Below are 17161 nucleotides of genomic sequence, written 5' to 3'. Positions count from 1 at the left end.
GTCCTGCGGTTAGCTTACCCAGCCGAAGAGGATGGACAGTGGCATCACGATGTTGCCGATGACGACGATGGCCGGGATAGCGTAGGCCAGGATCAGGAATACCTGGCGCCACTTCTTACCGGTGATACCGAGGTCGAAGGCAGCGAGACGGATGCCGTGGGTCAGGTGCATAAACAGGCACAGCATGGCCAGGACGTAGAACAGGGTTACAGGCCAGCGGCTAAACGACGCCAGCATGTTCGCGCGCACTTCACCGTGGACGAAGGCGTCCGGAGCGGCCGGGGCAACGCCCATGGTCAGGTCCAGGATGTGGAACACCACGAAGAACAGCAGCACCAGGCCGGTGACGATCATCGTGCGGGTGGCGAAAGAGTCCATGCCGCCCATCAGGTTGGTGCGGGCGAACTTGCCGCGGGACTGCTTGGCACGACCAGTGAGCACAATCGCACCCCAGACGTGGCCAATCAGCGCGGCCAGCATGACCAGGCGGAAGGCCCACAGGAATGCGCCGTGCGGGAGCAGTGGCTCACCGAAGGAACGCAGGAACTCGCCGTAGACGTCGAGCGCGGGCTCGCCGTCATGGTCCGGCAGGTAAAGCTTCAGGTTGCCGGCCATGTGGCCGAGAACGAATACTGCGAACAGCAGGCCGGAGACGGCCATTACAAGTTTGAGCACCCACGTCGGCGTGGATGGCTTCGGGCGAAGCGGTTGATCGGTAATACGGCCGTGAGCGATTGCCTCACGGTCTGGATTTTTTACAGTCATGACACCTCCATTGTCGCTATTACCATACGACTAATCCACGCCCCGTGGCCATCTAATTCACAACCTCTATGCAGGCATATTGGAGCACATGCCAGATAGGTCACACCTACAGAGGTTAGCGTTACCTAAGTCCCATTTTGCAAAACTAGCCACATGCACGTGCTGCAGTTTTTACGCAACATCAATGTTTCCAAAAGAATCCCTGTTGTGAAGTTGGTCACCAGGGGTCCATGATTCCCCCAATTTCACCCCATAATGCGTCAAACTTTCGCTTTCGACCCCGTAGAAAATCTTCACACGGACCACCTCACCTCGGCATTCACACCCGGGCAAATATCCTTCACACAAAGTTTGCAAAACTCGTGTTATAGGCCCGATCCACACGGTAATCTAGCGCGCATGGGTAAAACTTACGTAGGCTCCCGGCTGCGGCAGCTCCGACGCGAACGCGATCTCAGCCAGGCATCGCTGGCCACCACGTTGGGTCTTTCCGCTAGTTACGTCAACCAGATCGAGCACGACGTCCGGCCGCTGACCGTGCCGGTGCTCATGCGCATCACCGAGGTATTCGGCGTCGACGCCACGTTCTTTTCACGCGACGACGACTCCCGCCTGCTCGCCGAGCTCCAAGACGTCATCTCCGATCAGGAACTGTGCCCCTCCCCCGTTGAGCTCCAGGAACTCTCGGAGCTGGTGTACAACCACCCCACTGTGGCGCGCACCCTGGTGGACATTCATCGCCGCTACCGCAACGTGCGCGACAAGCTCTCGCTGGCCACGGACACCCGCCGCATCGCACCCGGCGCGCAGGCGCTGTCCATGCCCCACGACGAAGTGCGGGACTTCTTCTACGAACGGCAGAACTACCTTGATGCCCTCGACCACCACGGCGAAGCCCTGTCGCAGGAACTCGGCGTCGCACAGTTCGGCATCCGCGATACCCAGCGCGCGCTCGCCGAGCGCCTGCGCGACAAGCACAACGTGCTGATTCTCACCACCGATCAGATGGACGGCACCCTGCACCGTTTCGATCAGGAATCTGGAGAGCTACACCTAGCCTCCCGCCTCACGGAGGGCCAACGCGCCTTCCGCATGGCCGCGGAGCTCGCGATGTTGGAGGCCGACGAGGAGATCACCGCGCTCACCCGCGACGAACGCTTCACGTCGGATGCCTCACGTAACCTCGCGCGCCGCGGCATCGCCAGCTATTTCGCCGCCGCGACCGTGCTGCCCTACGACATGATCCACTCTGAGGCCGAGCAATCCGGCTACGACGTGGAGTACCTGTGCCATGTCTTCGGCGTCGGCTACGAAACGGTGGCTTCGCGCTTGTCGACGCTCCAGCGCACCAACCAGCGCGGCATCCCCTTCACCTTCGTTCGCGTGGACCGCGCCGGCAATATGTCCAAGCGGCAGTCCGCCACAGGCGTGCACTTTTCCAACTCCGGCGGCACCTGCCCGCTCTGGAATATTTACGAGGCGTTTAGCCGCCCCGGCATCATGACCCGGCAGCTGGCGCAGATGCCGGATGGCCGGAACTATTTGTGGGTAGCCCGCGCGGTGCGCCACCACCGCGGTCGCTACGGTGACACGAACAAGCTGTTTTCCATCGGGCTGGGTTGTGAGGCCCGCCATGCTGATCGCACGGTGTACGCCGAGGGCCTCGACCTGGGCGATATGTCCGCCGCGACTCCGATTGGTGCCGGCTGTCGCATTTGCCCGCGCGAGAATTGCGCGCAGCGTGCGTTCCCGCCGATTAACGAGGATCTGGACATCGACGCACACCGCTCCGCCGTCGCGCCGTACTAACAAACACAACAAAAAGTCCCCAACCGCGACAGCGGCTGGGGACAGTCATGCGCAACCTAAAGGTTAATCATGTGACCTTCAATGCCTTCGGCGGCTTCCTTCATCGCCTCGGACAGGGTCGGGTGCGTGTGCACGTTACGGCCAATCTCACCAGCGGTGAGGTCGAAGCGCTGCGCCAGGGTCAGCTCCGGCAGCAGCTCGGAGACGTTGGCGCCCACCATGTGACCGCCGAGCAGCTCGCCGAACTCGCCGTCGGCCACGAGCTTGACGAAGCCCGCGGTCTCGGCCAGACCAGCCGCCTTACCGTTCGCGGAGAACGGGAAGGTCGCCACCTTGATCTCGCGATCCGGGAACTTCTCCTTGGCCTGCTCCTCGGTGTAGCCGAAGGAGGCGACCTGCGGGTTGCAGAAGGTCGCGCGGGGCATCATCATGTAGTCGCCCAGCTCCTGGGTCTCGGCGCCCGCGATGGTCTCCGCAGCAACGACACCCTGTGCCTCGGCCACGTGCGCCAGCTGCAGTTTGGCGGTGACGTCGCCGATAGCGTAGATGCCATCGACGTTGGTGCGCATGCGGTCGTCGATAGCAATAGCGCCACGCTCAGTGAGCTCCACGCCGGTGTTCTCCAGACCAAAGCCCTCAGTACGCGGAGCGAAGCCGATGGACACCATGCAGCGATCCACGGTCAGGGTGTCGGTCTTGGAGCCGTCCTTGGACTCGACCTCAACGGTGACGTTGTCGCCGTTGTCCTTGATGGCGGTGGTCTTGTAACCGGTAAGCAGCTTAACGCCGAGCTTCTTGTACTGCTTGGCGATTTCCTTGGACACGTCCTTATCCTCGTTCGGAAGGACGCGGTCCATGAACTCCACGATAGTGACGTCCACCCCGTAGTTAGCCAGGACGTAGGCGAACTCCATGCCGATAGCGCCAGCGCCGACGATAACCATGGACTCTGGAGCATCCTCCTTGAGGATCTGCTCCTCGAAGGAGACGATGTTGCCGCCGATTTCGACGCCCGGCAGGGAGCGCACTACGGAGCCGGTGGCGATGATGCAGTTATCAAAGGACAACACCTTGCCCTTGTCATCGCCATCGGCGATCTCAATGGTCTTGGCGTCCTTGAAGGAGCCGAGGCCGTTGATTTCCGTAATCTTGTTCTTCTTCATCAGGTAGTGAACGCCCTTGACGATGCCTGCGGACACCTGGCGGGAGCGCTTGTGCGCAGCGCCAAAATCGAAGGACACGTCACCGGAGATGCCGAAAGTCTTGGCTTCGTGGTTAAAGATGTGGGCAACCTCGGCGTTCTTCAGCAGTGCCTTGGAAGGAATGCAGCCAACGTTGAGGCAGACGCCGCCCCAGTACTGCTTCTCCACAACGGCTACCTTCTGGCCGAGCTGTGCTGCGCGGATGGCGGCGACATAGCCACCAGGGCCAGCGCCGAGTACTACGAGATCAAAATGTTCATTAGTCACGCCACTAAGGATACGGATCTTTACCCACGCTGTCTCGCATAGGGCGCAACGAATTCACGGGCGTCGACAAGCATGCACAACAAAAGCCCGCACCGAGGACACTCGATGCGGGCTTTTGCGGACGGTACTTAGAACATGCCCAGCGCCAGAGCGGCGTTGGAGGACATGGAGGAACCCTGGTGAATGAAACCACCCAGGAACTCGTTGAAGGCGACGATCAGCATTTCGATGGGGCTCATAGTTAAATCTCTTTCCAGTAGCTTTAGTGGGTTTATCCGTATCTCCCACAGCGGGCGTTACGCGGCATAAGCCTAACCCATGGCGCGTTTGTTGTGGAAGTCTGAACGATAACATTTTGGATTATGACACAGAAGTCACTTGCGCACCATCTTTAACATCTGTAACTTTGTCCGTGGCTTTTGCTATATACACATGAAGAAAGTCGCGTGCTCCACTCTCCCCGCCACTAAGCTGACGGAAAGAATGCCCACAGGCACACTCGAAACTGCGAAGGAAACCCATGAACATTCGCCGCACTGCATCCTCAGCCGCCGCCGCCATCGCTGTGGCACTGGGCGCGAGCCTAACCCCCGTGGCCGCGATTGCCGCCGACGTCACCCCGGCCCAGGTCGCTGGCGACGCCGCGCTCTCCACGGTCTCCGAGTTCGATCCGGCGGCGTCCGAGTACGCATCCAAGCCCTGGTACAAAAAGACCGCCAGCAACCCAAAGGTGAAGTACTTCGAAGCCACCTCGCCATCCATGGACATCACCGTCCCACTGCAGGTCATTACCCCGACCGGAAACTTTGACGAGTCCCGCCCGACCCTCTACCTACTCAACGGCGCCGGCGGCGCGGAGCAAGACATGGACTGGGTGACCATGTCCAAGGTCGTGAGCTTCTACTCCGACAAGGACGTCAACGTGGTAATCCCGCAGGCGGGCGCGTTCAGCTACTACACCGACTGGCAGGAATCCCCACGCTCGGGATACCTCAAGCAGGACAAGATTAAGTGGGAGACCTTCCTCACTAAAGAACTGCCGGGTCCCTTGGAGGAAGCGCTGAACGGTAACGGTAAGCGCGCCATCGCAGGCATGTCGATGTCCGCGACATCATCGCTGCTGCTGGCGGAGCACAACCCGGGCTTTTACGACGCCGTGGGTTCCTACTCCGGATGCGCCGCAACTTCGACTCCGTTGCCACGCCTGTACACGCAGCTCACTGTAAACCGCGGTGGCGGCAACGCTAACCAGATGTGGGGCCCTATGGGCGGCGAGGTCAACCGCTACAACGACGCCCTGGTAAACGCGGAGAAACTACGCGGGACAGAGCTCTACATCTCCACGAACTCCGGCCTGGCGGGCGACAACGACCTGCTGAGTTCCCAGCTAGAATCCAAGGGCCTGCTGGGTGCCTCCTCTGCGTCTTCTGAGCTGGTGGTTTCCGGTGGCATCATCGAGGCCGCGATGAACTCCTGCACCCACGACTTGAAGGCGAAACTGGACCACGAGGACATTGACGCCACGTACAAGTTCCGCAACACCGGCACCCACGCCTGGTCGGGCTGGCGCCAGGACCTTATCGATTCCTGGCCGACCTACGCCCGGGCGTTTGGGCTCGCCGAATAAACACACTAAACTTATACGCTGACCGACTCTACGCTGAATGGGAATGTATAAAACCATGAAGATTTTCCGTAACCTTGCGGCCTCCGTTGCTGTGGCCACCGCCGTTGTCGCGGCACCCATCGTTGCCTCTGACGACGCCGGTATTCAGGCCACCGCCGAAGCGGCAACCCGCAAGTCCACCATTTCTCCAATGAAGGTGACCTCGGACATCGCCAACAAGAAGTGGTACAAGAAGGCTAAGGCGGACCGCCGCGTTAAGCTGCTGCAAGCTTCTTCCCCGGCGATGAATGGCCGCCAGGTCCCGCTGGTTGTCATCCCGGCGAAGTCCGCCAACCGCCCGACGGTGTACCTGCTCAACGGCGCAGGCTCCGGCGACCAGGACACGGACTGGGTCAGCAACTCTGGTGTCGTGGACTTCTACTCCAAGAAGAACGTCAACGTGGTCATTCCCATGACGGGCGCATTCTCCTACTTCACTAACTGGAAGCACACCCCGAACGGCACCTACTTGAAGGGCCCGCAGAAGTGGGAGACCTTCATGACCCGCGAGTTGCCGGGCCCGATTGAGGACAAGCTCAACGCCAACGACAAGCGTGCGGTGGCGGGCATGTCGATGTCCGCCACCTCCGCGCTGCTCTACGCCCAGCACAAGCCGGGCTTCTACGACGCCGTAGGTTCTTTCGCCGGCTGCGCTGAGACCTCCTCCCCGCTGGGCTACACCGCCCTGCGTGTGACGACGCAGCGTGGCGGCTCCACCCCGGAGAAGATGTGGGGCCCCATGGGCTCGCGCACTAACCGCTACAACGATGCACTGCTCAACGCGAAGAAGCTGCGTGGCCACAAGCTGTATGTCTCCTCCGCTTCTGGCCTCGCAGACGAGTACAGCATGCCGGGCTACTGGATGTCCCGCGGTGTCCCGCCGGTCCAAGCTTCCTCCGGCGTGATTGCTCCGACCATCGAAGGCGGTGCTATCGAGGCAGTGGTGAACGTCTGCACCCACAACCTGAAGGCGAAGCTGGATAAGTACGGCATCAAGGCGAACTACAACTTCCGCAACGCCGGCACCCACTCCTGGCCGGGCTGGCGCGAGGACCTGGAGAAGTCCTGGCCGACTTTCGCTGCTGCGTTCCGCTAAAAATCCTCCTCACTCCCCCAACCTCCCGCTTGAGGTTGGGGGTTTGTTGATCTATTTACCGCTGCTAGGGATAGGATGACTATTCGTTATGTTTAAGCTGAGCTCTTTGAACCCGTTTTCACACCCCGACCGCGATGCCTACACCGGCATCGACTTCAACTACGGGTTTTCGGTATCCCACTACAATTTGGAGCTCACTTACCGGGTAGAGCCTAACCTCCTACAAGGCCAGGCGACGCTCACGCTGACCACTGTTGATGAGCCGCTCCGGCAATTGACCTTGGACCTGGCAAATAACATGGTGGCGCGCCGAGTCACTTGTTCCGGGGCGCCACGGGTAACGAAGTTCCGCCAATCGAACAACAAACTGCGCCTGAACTTCGCAGACGACATTCCGCCCGAGACGGAGTTCACGCTGGTCATCCGCTACGGCGGCAACCCGCAGCCGCTTCGAACCCCGTGGGGCGATATTGGCTGGGAAGAAACCGAGTCTGGTGCGCTGGTGGCTTCCCAACCAAACGGTGCGCCTAGCTGGTTCCCTTGCGATGACACGCCTGGCGAAAAGGCGTGGTACGACATCACCATCACTGCTGATAATCCTTTCACTGTGGTGAGCAACGGCGAGCTCGAGTCTCGTAAATCTCAGGGCGCGACGACCCGCTGGCACTATCGCCCGACTGCCCCGATGGCGACGTACCTGGCTACGGTTCAAGTCGGCGAATTTACACAATCTGCGCTGGGCGACAACACGCGCGCGTGGTACCCGGCGGAGCTGAGCGCTCCGGTCCGCGAGGAATTTTCACGGCAGCAAGAAATGCTGGAGTTCTTGGAATCACGCTTTGGCGAGTACCCCTTCCCCCACTACGGCGTTGTGGTGACCGCTGACGAGCTGGAAATCCCCCTCGAGGCCCAGGGCCTGTCGATCTTTGGCTCCAACCACGTGAGGGGCGACCACGCGTTTGAGCGCCTGATCGTTCACGAGCTGTCCCACCAGTGGTTCGGCAATGCCTGCGGCATCGATGATTGGCAGAATATCTGGCTCAACGAGGGCTTCGCGTGCTACTCCGAATGGCTGTGGCTCGAACACTCCACCGGCACCCCGGCGCACGACACGGCGCGCTCGCACTACAACGTCCTCCGCCACAAAGCCCAGGACATTGAGGTGGGCAATCCCGGGCCTCGGGACATGTTCGACGACCGCGTGTACAAGCGCGGCGCCCTCACGGTGCATTCCCTGCGACGATTGCTTGGCGACGCCGCGTTCTTCCCCGCCATCCAGGCCTACCTGGCGCAGGGCCGGCACGGGACGGTATCACCCGCGGGACTAACCAAGCATCTGCACACCGCGGCGGACCAGGTCGGGGTGCCCCACGAGAGCGTCGACAAGCTCCTCGAAGCATGGCTTGACGCCAAGGAACTACCGGAGTTCCCGGCCTAGAACCGCCATGAAAACGCGGAATCACCGCTGGCCGGGCCGCGACGAAGCGAAGGCGCGGTGGGGGCATACTGAGGAATGGGAGCAGTCCCGCGAGCAGGTTGCGCGCATGACGGACGAAGAGTTGAAGTCTGTGCGTCAGGAACATGAAGATTTTGCCTCTGTTGTACTGAAGGCTGCCGAGGCCGGTACTACACCTGGTTCCCCGGAAGCGACGGACCTGGTCGAACGGCATCGCACACTCATTGCGCGATGGTATGAAGTTTCGCGCGCCCAACAGGTTTTGCTAGCGCGCATGTACGTAGACGATGCGAGATTCGGACGGCTATACCGCGGACAAGCTAACTATTTACTGGAACTCGTGGAGGCCCAAGCCTCAAAGGAATGCCTTGATCTTGATTCTCTAACGTGGAAATAGGTCGGTCGAAAAGACTTTCGGTCCCCCCTTGACAACGTTTGTAGCACAGCTATACTTGGCCATGCAAGTCGAACACATTATCGGGGAGGTGAATCATGGACCGTACTAGCGAAGCGATTGGTAGAGAGGTGGCGAACGTCGTTGCGGCCATGAATCGCCTACGCACACTCGTACAAAACGTCGATGGCGTTGAGTTTTCCACCACGCATCAACATTTCGAAGAATTAGAACGGACACTCGACACAAAGGCGACTATCGACGCCGCGTTCGCTTTCGTCGCGGACCGCGCAGATGCCGGGCGCATGGTGAGCTCCTCGCGGACAATTGACTACCTTATGAAGCGGCTCCGGCTCACCCACCATGAAGCGACTGCGCGACTGAGCAATGGCAACCGGCTGTTTGCTCCCGCACCAGAGCCGGAACCGGAAGACGACGCTGCCGTGGAAGAGCACACGGCGCTGCTCGAGCTGCGGCTGAAGGCCTCCAAGGGTGACGCCGTACCCGAGAAGATGGCCACGATGATTGAACGTGAACTGAAAAACCTCAGCCCGAAAGCGCAGCCCGGCCCCCACCGATTGCGGGTGCGGGCAACCGACCTCGGCAAAGAGAAGTCCTATACATTCGTGAGAGACTGGCTCCGTCGCCAGATTAGGCAGGCCAATGAGTCAGCCAGGGAGAACAATCCTTTCTCAGCACTTGCTAAGCGACGTCTCGCGTTCTCGCGCCCGGACGCCGACGGCGGGATCTTCATTAATGGCTACGTGGACGCGGCGACCGCTGCAATGCTCAAGTCGGCTTTCGCACCAGCACGGAATGCGGGCAGCGCGGATCTATCGCCAGCCGAGGACTGCCGAACTTTTGAGCAGCGGATGGCGGACCAGCTCGCGCACATTGTGGGGTCGTTCCTATCTGCCAGCCAGAACCCACAGCACGGTATCGGTTCCGTAGTCATGACGACAACGCTTGAGGATGTGGAGAACCTGAGCCCGAGCACTCGCTTGGCGACGTCCGCTGGCGTCGAGCTCAACCCGCTGGACGCCCTCCGCATCGGGGCGGCCCGCCACGATTTCCTGTGTGTGGTTGATGAGCAGGGCGTTCCACTGGATTTGCGCCGCACAAAACGTACGGCCTCCGTATGGCAGAAACTGGCACTAGCGGCGTCGGAGTTGGTATGTACGCATCCGGATTGCTCGAGACCGTGGGTGGAGTGCGATGTCCACCATCTACAGGCCTGGAGTTTCGGCGGGATGACGGACTTAAAGAACCTCACACTGCTATGCCGGGCGCACCACGTCAACAACAATGACCGACGGAACGGGGCGAACAATATGGGACATGCGGAGCGATGTCCGATCACCGGACGGGTGGGCTTCCGGGATCCCACAACCGGCAGAATCTTGCTTAACGATCACCCGGCCGCGAAGGACGCGGCGGGGCAACGGGCTGTGCGCCGCATAGCTTAAACTGGGGTGCCATGATGAAGACAATGGTGGTGACGGGCGGTGCCGGGTTCATCGGCACCAATTTCGTGCGCCTCGTGGCGGCGACGCGGCCAGAGTACCGGCTGGTAGTCCTGGACAAGCTCACGTACGCGGGCAACGAGGCGAACCTCGCGGGTGTGGACGTGGAGTTAGTGCGTGGCGACGTCGCGGACGCCGGCACCGTCGAACCATTGGTTGCTGGGGCCGATGTGGTCGTTCACTTCGCCGCAGAGTCACATAACGACAACTCGCTGCGCGATCCCTCGCCGTTTGTGATGACCAACGTCGTGGGCACTTACACGCTTTTGGAAGCGGTGCGCAAGCACGATGTGCACTTCCATCACGTGTCCACGGACGAGGTGTTTGGGGACCTCGAGTTGGGGGCTAACACCAAATTCACGGAGTCCACGGCCTACCAGCCGTCGAGCCCCTATTCCGCAACAAAGGCGAGCTCGGATCACCTGGTGCGAGCATGGGTGCGTTCCTTTGGTATTCGGGCGACGCTGTCCAACTGCTCCAACAACTACGGCCCCTACCAGCACATTGAGAAGTTCATCCCGCGGCAAATTACGAATATTCTGGACGGCCGTACGCCAAAGCTATACGGGACGGGCGAACAGGTTCGTGATTGGATCCACGTGGATGACCACAACCGGGCGGTGTTGGACATCATCGCGCGCGGGCGCATCGGCGAGACTTATAACATTGGCGCGGACCAGCCGGAGGTCAACAACAAACAGGTCATGGAGTTAATCTGTGAGCTCATGGGCGCAGGCGGCTACGAGCACGTGGCAGACCGCCCCGGACACGACCAGCGCTACGCCATGGATGCCAGCAAGCTGCGCCAGGAACTGGGATGGGAACCCCAGTTCACGGATTTGCGTGCCGGCTTGGCGGATACTATCGAGTGGTACCGCGCCAACGAGGACTGGTGGCGCGCCGACAAAGATTCTGTGGAAACCGCTTACGCGGAAAGGGGCCAGTAATGCAGGTGGACAACACTACCATCCCCGGGCTATTGATTGTTCGCCTGGACGTCCACGGCGACAACCGCGGTTGGTTTAAGGAGAACTGGCAGCGGGAGAAGATGGTCGCGGCCGGGCTTCCTGATTTTCATCCGGTGCAACAGAACATCTCGTTTAACGCGGAGAAGGGCGTTACGCGTGGGCTGCACGCGGAGCCGTGGGACAAGCTAGTCTCCGTGGCCCACGGCCGCGTGCACGGCGGGTGGTGCGATCTGAGAGAAGGTTCAGAGACTTACTGCGAGACTTTCGCGCTGGAACTCGATGAGTCGGTGGCCGTGTTCGTGCCGCGGGGTGTCGCCAACGGTTTCCAAGCCCTCGAACCTAATACGAGCTACGCCTACCTGGTCAACGCGCACTGGTCTCCGGACGCGGAGTATGCGGCGGCCAGCCTGGATCTCATCGACTGGCCCTTGGAGCCCACCGAGGTGTCGGAGAAGGACGCGGCGAAGCCGGAGCCCACGCCGATGGCGCCGCGTAAGATCCTCGTCACGGGTGCAAACGGTCAGCTGGGGCGCGCGCTGCGTACGATCCTCACCGGCGCTCATGTGGAGTTCTGCACCCGGGAGGAATTCGACATCACGAGCTCCGAGCGTGACTGGAGCCAATACAGCATCATCATCAACACCGCGGCGTACAACGACGTCAACGGTGCGGAGTCGGACCGGGCTGGGGCGTGGGCGGTCAATGCGGCCGCGCCGGCGCGGCTGGCGCGCATCGCGGCGGAGCACAACCTCACGCTCGTGCACGTGTCCAGCGACTATATCTTCGACGGGGAGCACTGCACCGCCAAGGTTGGCGGCGTCCCGGCGCACACGGAGGAGGAGCTACCGAGTCCACTGTCTGCTTACGGTGCGTCGAAGGCAGCCGGAGACACCGCCGCGCAGACGGCGCCCAAGCACTACGTCATCCGCACCGCGTGGGTGTTCGGGGAGGGCAGCAACTTCATGGCCACCATGCGGGATCTTGCGCTGCGCGGGGTGGAGCCGTCCGTGGTTCACGACCAACGCGGCCGCCCCACCCACGCCGCCGACCTGGCCGGGGCCATCAAACACCTGCTGGACACCCAGGCGCCATACGGCGTCTATAACGTCACCTCCGGCGGCGACGCCGTGGGGCGCGACGAGATCGCGATGGCCGTGTTCATCGCGATGGGCAAGGACCCTTCCGCGGTCACACCGGTATCCACGGAGCAATACGGCCAAGACGCGGCAGCGCGGCCCGCGGAGTCCACTCTGGACCTGAGCAAACTGGAGGCCACCGGCTTTAAGCCCCGCAACTGGCGCGCCGCCCTCGCGCTGTACCTGGCCTAGTCCTCGGGGTCGGAGGGTGGTGGTCCATGTTGACCACGCCGAGCTCCTTGAGGAAGCGGCGGGCAGGGCGGATGAGGTCGCGCTCGCCCGCCACCCACACGAAGCCTTCCGTGTCCGGGAAGGCGTGTGCCGCCAACGCCTCCGCGAGGGTAAGCCAGTGGACGTCGAGAAGCGCGGCGGTCGGCAGCGGGTAGTCGCGGGATTCGCCCACGATGTACGCCGTCGCTTTGACGCCCGCGCGCAGTCCCTCAAGCCAGCGACCCAACGCCGCCTCGTCCACCGCGAACACGTCGCGCACGTGCCGGGATCCTCGCAGTCCCACGCAGCCCACCTTGGCACGCAGCGCCCAGGATCCCGCTACCCCGTGCTCGTGGGTCACGAAGTCTACGTCCACGACCGTGAGCGTCCGGGGCGTCAGCCCGAAGAAGTAGGCTCCCCGCGTATCAGTAATTTCCTTGGGTTCAGAGCCAGTCTGCAGCCAGCCTCGTGGTTCACTGTTAATCAGCTAGCATAGACAACATGAAGGGAATCATTCTCGCGGGAGGCTCAGGGACCCGGCTTTACCCCATCACCAAGGGCATTTCCAAGCAGCTCATGCCTGTCTACGACAAACCGATGGTCTACTATCCTCTTTCCACCCTTATTGAGGCGGGCATCCGCGAGATCCTGATCATCACTACCCCGGAGGACGCCGCGTCGTTCCAGCGCCTGCTGGGAGACGGCTCCCAGTGGGGCATCATGCTGGATTACGCCGTGCAACCCCGCCCGGAAGGGCTAGCGCAGGCTTTCATCATCGGAGCGGACTTCATTGGCGATGATGACGTCGCGCTGGTGCTCGGCGACAACATCTTCGACGGCCATGGCTTCTCCACCGCGCTCACGGAGTGCAATCGCCCTGATGGCGGCATCATTTTTGCCTACGAGGTCTCCGATCCGCAGCGCTACGGCGTGGTCGAGTTCGCCGACGATGGCACCGCGCTGAGCATTGAGGAAAAGCCCGAGCGACCGCGCTCTAGCCACGCCGTGGTGGGCCTGTATTTCTACGACAATTCGGTGGTGGAGATCGCGCGGTCGATTACGCCGTCGGCACGCGGGGAACTAGAGATCACCGCAGTGAACGAGGCGTATCTGCGTGAGGGCCGCCTGAGCGTGAAACGGCTCCAGCGCGGCGACGTGTGGCTGGACACCGGCACCATCGATTCCATGAGTGAGGCCTCCGCGTACGTCGAGGTGCTGCAGAAACGCACCGGCACCGTGATTGGCTCCCCCGAGGTCGCCGCGTTCGAGCAGGGGCTTATCGACGCCCCGGCCCTGCGGGCGCTCGCTGAGCCGTTGCGCAAGTCCGGCTATGGTAGTTACTTGCTCACCGCGGCTGAAACGGAGGAGTACTAATGCCTCGCAAGTCGGTGTTGGAGAGCATTCCTGCCATCGTGTGGGTGCTCATCACCGTGATTGCCGCACTGGCGATGCTGGTGGGCTACCTGTTGGCTAGTCCCCGGGAGATCGCCGCGCCGGAGCAGGCCCCCTCCCCGTCTGCCGCGGCGCCGGGCACGAACTTCCAGAAGCCCACCACCAACAACGCTCTCATCGGCGCGCCCGACAAGCCGGTCACCAAGGCCTCCGATGTGCACCGCCGCCGCGCGGATGATCCGTTCGCCATCGGCGCCCTGGACGCGCCCGTGGTCATCGCCGAGTTCTCGGATCTGGAGTGCCCGTTCTGTTCCCGGCACGCCAACAACACCGAACCGCAAATCATTAAGAACTACGTAGACAAGGGCCTGGTGCGCCTCGAGTGGAACGACCTGCCCATCAACGGGCCGAAGGCGGTCGCGGGGGCGAAGGCGGGGCGCGCCGCCGCGGAGCAGGGCAAGTTCTTTGAGTTCAAGGCGGCGGCGTACGCGGCGTCGGCAAGCGTGAGTGGCCACCCGGAGCACGATCTGGAGGATTATATGCGCTTCGCCGAAGAGGCCGGGGTGCCGGATCTGAAGAAGTTCAAGGCCGATGCCACGAGCACCAAGTACGACGCTACGGTGCAGGGCGCGAAGCTGTACGGTTCCGCCATCGGGATTAACGGCACCCCGGGCTTTATCATCGGCGAGCAGTTTGTGGCCGGCGCCCAGCCGTGGTCGGTGTTCCAGCAGGTTATCGAGCAGGAGTTGCAGAATGGATAAGCGCGCCTGGCCGTTGCTCATCTTGATTGTGGTGTCCGCGTTCTTGGGCGGTTTGGTGGTGGGCGGCGCATGACTATTGGTATGTTTGGCGCGCTGGTCGCAGGCGTGCTGTCCCTGTTGAGCCCGTGCTCGGCGCTGCTGCTCCCGGCGTTTTTTGCTTATGCGTTTACGTCCCTACGCCAGCTGGCTACCAAGACGCTGTTCTTCTTTCTGGGTCTGGCCACGGTGCTGGTGCCCATCGGCACGGGGCTGGGCGCGATTGCCGCACACCGCGATACGGTGATCATGGTGGGCGGCTGGGTGATGATTGCGCTGGGCGTGTTTACGTTTTTCGGCGGCGGGTTCTCCATCCCGGGCCTATCCGCGCTCAGTGCTAAGGCGCGCGGACACGTGTTTTTGCTGGGCACGGTGTACGGCTTCGCGGGCTTCTGCGCGGGCCCCATGCTGGGCGCAGTACTGACCACCGCGACGGTGAGCGGCTCGGCTCTGTACGGCGCGGCCATCATGGCGTTGTACGCGCTGGGGATGACGCTGCCGCTGTTTGTGCTTGCGCTGCTGTGGGACCGCTTCAACTTGGCGGACGCGGCGTGGCTGCGCGGGAAGTTCGCGCAGCGCGCGGCGGGCGTGCTCTTTGTGGTTATCGGCGTGCTGTTCCTCACCACGCACGGCACGTCCGCCCTGCCAGGCATCCTGAGTACGGACACCCAGTTCGCTATTCAGGAGTGGGCGCAGCGGATGTCCACGGGGCTTTCCGACGCCACATTATGGTTCATCGTCTCCGTGACTGCGACGTTCCTGCTGGCCATCAAGCTGGCGCGGACTAGTAGCCGCGCTTGATGTACTCGTCCATGCGCGCCTTCTCGGCGCCCACGGTGGTCTCGTCGCCGTGGCCGGGCAAGACGCGGACGCCTTCGGGCAGGGTCATGACCTTGGTCTGGAGGGACTCCACGATGACATCAAAGTCCGAGTACTTGCGGCCAGTGGCGCCGGGGCCGCCGGAGAACAAGGTGTCGCCGGAGAGCAGGACGCCCTCGTCCGCGGCGTAGAGCACCACGCAGCCCGGGGAGTGACCTGGGGTGTGCAGGACCTCGAGCTCGCCGAAAGTCATGCCCTCAGCCAGTTCCTCGTAGGGGGCGTCGCCGTTGGACTCGCGCCAGAGCATATCGTCTTCCGGGTGCAGGTACATCGCCACGCCAAAGTGGTCGGCGACCTGCGGGGCGATGTCCACGTGGTCGCTGTGGCCGTGAGTGAGCAGGATGCCGTCGACCTGCGTGTCACCGACAGCCTCGACCACGGCGTCGAGATCGTGGGAAGGATCCACGATGTAGCAGTGTTTGTTCTGGTCGTCGGCGACGATGTAGACGTTGTTGTCCACGTCCCACTCGCCGCCGTCAAGCTTGAATTTGCCGGAGGTAACAATCTTCGTGAGTTTCATGTTTTACAGCTCCACTACGGATCGAAGGTTGGTGTGCATGGAGGCGAATGCGCTCTCGACGTCGCCAAGCCCGATGCGGTTGGTCACGAAGTCCTGCAGCGGCAGGCGGCCCTGGAGTGAGAGGTCCACGTACATAGGAAAGTCGCGCTCCGGGAGGCAGTCGCCATACCAAGAGGACTTCAGGGCGCCGCCGCGGCTGAAGAAGTCGATGGCAGGAATATCAAAGCGGTCGGTGAGGTTGGGCACGCCCACCATGACCATGCGGCCGGCCAGATCCCGGGCGTAGAAGGCCTGCTCGATGGTGGTGGGAATGCCCACGGCGTCGATAGTGACGTCGGTGCCGAATTCGGTGATCTCGCGGATGGCTTCCACGGGGTCCTGGTTCTTGGAGTTGAGGGTGTGGGTCGCGCCGAATTTCTTGGCTGTTTCGAGTTTGGCGTCGTCGATGTCCACGGCGATGATGGTGGTGGCTCCGGCGAGCCGGGCGCCCGCGATGGCCGCCATGCCGACGCCACCGACGCCGAAGACGGCGACGGACTCGCCGCGCTTGAGCTCCGCGGTGTTCAGCGCGGCACCCAGGCCGGCCATGACGCCGCAGCCCAAAAGGCCCGCGACGGCCGGGTCAGCGTCAGGGTTGACCTTGGTGCACTGGCCCTCGTGAACCAGGGTCTTTTCGGCGAAGGCACCAATGCCCAGTGCGGGCGTGAGCTCGGTACCGTCCTCCAGGGTCATCTTCGCGGAGGCGTTGTGGGTGTTGAAGCAGTACTTGGGCTCGCCTTTGAGGCAGGCGCGGCACTCGCCGCACACGGCGCGCCAGTTCAGCACCACGAAGTCGCCTGGGGCCACGTGGGTCACTGCCTCGCCCACTTCTTCGACGACGCCCGCGGCCTCATGCCCCAGCAAGAACGGGTACGCGTCCTCGATGTCGCCGTCGCGGTACGCCATATCTGTGTGGCACACGCCGCAGGCCTGGATGCGCACGACAACATCGTGGGCACCCGGATCGGGGACAACGATGGTGGCCTGCTCTACTGGGGCGGCTTTGGTTCGGGCAATGATGGCATTTACTTTGTGCATGCCC

16 protein-coding genes are annotated in these 17161 nt (G+C 62.1%); 11 read left to right on the top strand and 5 right to left on the bottom strand.

All coding sequences use genetic code 11. The features are described from left to right. Positions 1–9: 9 nt before the first annotated feature. Positions 10–765: a succinate dehydrogenase cytochrome b subunit gene (locus H0194_RS06820; protein WP_185175193.1), complete on the bottom strand. Its 756-nt coding sequence runs from the start codon at positions 763–765 to the stop codon at positions 10–12. A gap of 399 nt (positions 766–1164) precedes the next feature. On the opposite strand from H0194_RS06820, the gene ramB reads away from it, so the two are divergent. Next, positions 1165–2574, top strand: a complete 1410-nt coding sequence (gene ramB / locus H0194_RS06815; protein ID WP_185175192.1) for an acetate metabolism transcriptional regulator RamB — start codon at positions 1165–1167, stop codon at positions 2572–2574. Positions 2575–2630: 56 nt separating this feature from the next. Here ramB and lpdA read toward each other — a convergent pair whose 3' ends face one another. Further along, positions 2631–4043, bottom strand: a complete 1413-nt coding sequence (lpdA, locus tag H0194_RS06810; RefSeq protein WP_185175191.1) for a dihydrolipoyl dehydrogenase — start codon at positions 4041–4043, stop codon at positions 2631–2633. Between the two features lie 520 nt (positions 4044–4563). On the opposite strand from lpdA, the gene H0194_RS06805 reads away from it, so the two are divergent. The 7 genes from H0194_RS06805 to H0194_RS06775 all read left to right on the top strand — a co-directional run bounded on the left by H0194_RS06805 (position 4564) and on the right by H0194_RS06775 (position 12474). Then, positions 4564–5670 carry an alpha/beta hydrolase gene (locus tag H0194_RS06805; protein ID WP_185175190.1) on the top strand — a complete coding sequence of 369 codons (1107 nt, stop codon included), beginning with the start codon at positions 4564–4566 and terminating at the stop codon, positions 5668–5670. Between the two features lie 55 nt (positions 5671–5725). Further along, complete coding sequence (locus H0194_RS06800) at positions 5726–6805, top strand: alpha/beta hydrolase (protein ID WP_185175189.1); 1080 nt, start codon at positions 5726–5728, stop codon at positions 6803–6805. An 88-nt stretch (positions 6806–6893) separates the two neighbouring features. Beyond that, positions 6894–8243 (top strand): M1 family metallopeptidase, encoded by a 1350-nt coding sequence (locus tag H0194_RS06795; protein ID WP_185175188.1) that lies wholly within the window; start codon positions 6894–6896, stop codon positions 8241–8243. Positions 8244–8250: 7 nt separating this feature from the next. Next, positions 8251–8658 (top strand): TipAS antibiotic-recognition domain-containing protein, encoded by a 408-nt coding sequence (locus tag H0194_RS06790; RefSeq protein WP_185175187.1) that lies wholly within the window; start codon positions 8251–8253, stop codon positions 8656–8658. 95 nt (positions 8659–8753) lie between these two features. Beyond that, complete coding sequence (locus H0194_RS06785; RefSeq protein WP_185175186.1) at positions 8754–10121, top strand: HNH endonuclease signature motif containing protein; 1368 nt, start codon at positions 8754–8756, stop codon at positions 10119–10121. Positions 10122–10132: 11 nt separating this feature from the next. After that, the gene (rfbB, locus tag H0194_RS06780; protein ID WP_185175185.1) at positions 10133–11125 is read left to right on the top strand and encodes a dTDP-glucose 4,6-dehydratase; all 993 of its coding nucleotides are present in this window, start codon (positions 10133–10135) and stop codon (positions 11123–11125) included. Continuing rightward, the gene (locus H0194_RS06775; protein WP_185175184.1) at positions 11125–12474 is read left to right on the top strand and encodes a sugar nucleotide-binding protein; all 1350 of its coding nucleotides are present in this window, start codon (positions 11125–11127) and stop codon (positions 12472–12474) included. The genes rfbB and H0194_RS06775 overlap by 1 nt, the downstream gene beginning before the upstream one ends. On the opposite strand, the gene H0194_RS06770 is transcribed toward H0194_RS06775, so the two are convergent. Next, positions 12428–12868, bottom strand: a complete 441-nt coding sequence (locus H0194_RS06770; protein WP_185176932.1) for a siderophore-interacting protein — start codon at positions 12866–12868, stop codon at positions 12428–12430. The genes H0194_RS06775 and H0194_RS06770 overlap by 47 nt on opposite strands. 125 nt (positions 12869–12993) lie before the next feature. Between H0194_RS06770 and rfbA the strand changes: the two genes are divergently transcribed. From rfbA to H0194_RS06755, 3 genes are all read left to right on the top strand, one after another. Then, a complete protein-coding gene (gene rfbA / locus H0194_RS06765; protein ID WP_185175183.1) occupies positions 12994–13866 on the top strand; it encodes a glucose-1-phosphate thymidylyltransferase RfbA in 873 nt (290 codons plus the stop codon). Further along, positions 13866–14645, top strand: a complete 780-nt coding sequence (locus H0194_RS06760; RefSeq protein WP_185175182.1) for a DsbA family protein — start codon at positions 13866–13868, stop codon at positions 14643–14645. The genes rfbA and H0194_RS06760 overlap by 1 nt, the downstream gene beginning before the upstream one ends. Positions 14646–14714: 69 nt before the next feature. Then, a complete protein-coding gene (locus H0194_RS06755) occupies positions 14715–15482 on the top strand; it encodes a cytochrome c biogenesis CcdA family protein (protein WP_185175181.1) in 768 nt (255 codons plus the stop codon). Here H0194_RS06755 and H0194_RS06750 read toward each other — a convergent pair. Beyond that, entirely contained in the window at positions 15466–16080 is a 615-nt protein-coding gene (locus H0194_RS06750; RefSeq protein WP_185175180.1) for an MBL fold metallo-hydrolase, read from the bottom strand. The genes H0194_RS06755 and H0194_RS06750 overlap by 17 nt on opposite strands. Positions 16081–16083: 3 nt before the next feature. Further along, positions 16084–17157 (bottom strand): S-(hydroxymethyl)mycothiol dehydrogenase, encoded by a 1074-nt coding sequence (locus tag H0194_RS06745; RefSeq protein ID WP_185175179.1) that lies wholly within the window; start codon positions 17155–17157, stop codon positions 16084–16086. Positions 17158–17161 lie beyond the last annotated feature (4 nt).

Origin of the sequence: Corynebacterium incognita (assembly GCF_014217255.1) — a bacterium.
Taxonomy (GTDB): Bacteria; Actinomycetota; Actinomycetes; order Mycobacteriales; family Mycobacteriaceae; genus Corynebacterium; species Corynebacterium incognitum.
Note: the sequence above shows the minus strand (reverse complement) of the source record. Positions and strands in the feature narration are given on the sequence as shown.

What these genes read in the sequence shown, in the direction of transcription:
- H0194_RS06820 (WP_185175193.1), bottom strand. Translation starts at nt 765, where the DNA reads ATGACTGTAAAAAATCCAGACCGTGAGGCAATCGCTCACGGCCGTATT.
- ramB (WP_185175192.1), top strand. Translation starts at nt 1,165, where the DNA reads ATGGGTAAAACTTACGTAGGCTCCCGGCTGCGGCAGCTCCGACGCGAA.
- H0194_RS06805 (WP_185175190.1), top strand. Translation starts at nt 4,564, where the DNA reads ATGAACATTCGCCGCACTGCATCCTCAGCCGCCGCCGCCATCGCTGTG.
- H0194_RS06800 (WP_185175189.1), top strand. Translation starts at nt 5,726, where the DNA reads ATGAAGATTTTCCGTAACCTTGCGGCCTCCGTTGCTGTGGCCACCGCC.
- H0194_RS06795 (WP_185175188.1), top strand. Translation starts at nt 6,894, where the DNA reads ATGTTTAAGCTGAGCTCTTTGAACCCGTTTTCACACCCCGACCGCGAT.
- H0194_RS06790 (WP_185175187.1), top strand. Translation starts at nt 8,251, where the DNA reads ATGAAAACGCGGAATCACCGCTGGCCGGGCCGCGACGAAGCGAAGGCG.
- H0194_RS06785 (WP_185175186.1), top strand. Translation starts at nt 8,754, where the DNA reads ATGGACCGTACTAGCGAAGCGATTGGTAGAGAGGTGGCGAACGTCGTT.
- rfbB (WP_185175185.1), top strand. Translation starts at nt 10,133, where the DNA reads ATGATGAAGACAATGGTGGTGACGGGCGGTGCCGGGTTCATCGGCACC.
- H0194_RS06775 (WP_185175184.1), top strand. Translation starts at nt 11,125, where the DNA reads ATGCAGGTGGACAACACTACCATCCCCGGGCTATTGATTGTTCGCCTG.
- rfbA (WP_185175183.1), top strand. Translation starts at nt 12,994, where the DNA reads ATGAAGGGAATCATTCTCGCGGGAGGCTCAGGGACCCGGCTTTACCCC.
- H0194_RS06760 (WP_185175182.1), top strand. Translation starts at nt 13,866, where the DNA reads ATGCCTCGCAAGTCGGTGTTGGAGAGCATTCCTGCCATCGTGTGGGTG.
- H0194_RS06755 (WP_185175181.1), top strand. Translation starts at nt 14,715, where the DNA reads ATGACTATTGGTATGTTTGGCGCGCTGGTCGCAGGCGTGCTGTCCCTG.
- H0194_RS06750 (WP_185175180.1), bottom strand. Translation starts at nt 16,080, where the DNA reads ATGAAACTCACGAAGATTGTTACCTCCGGCAAATTCAAGCTTGACGGC.
- H0194_RS06745 (WP_185175179.1), bottom strand. Translation starts at nt 17,157, where the DNA reads ATGCACAAAGTAAATGCCATCATTGCCCGAACCAAAGCCGCCCCAGTA.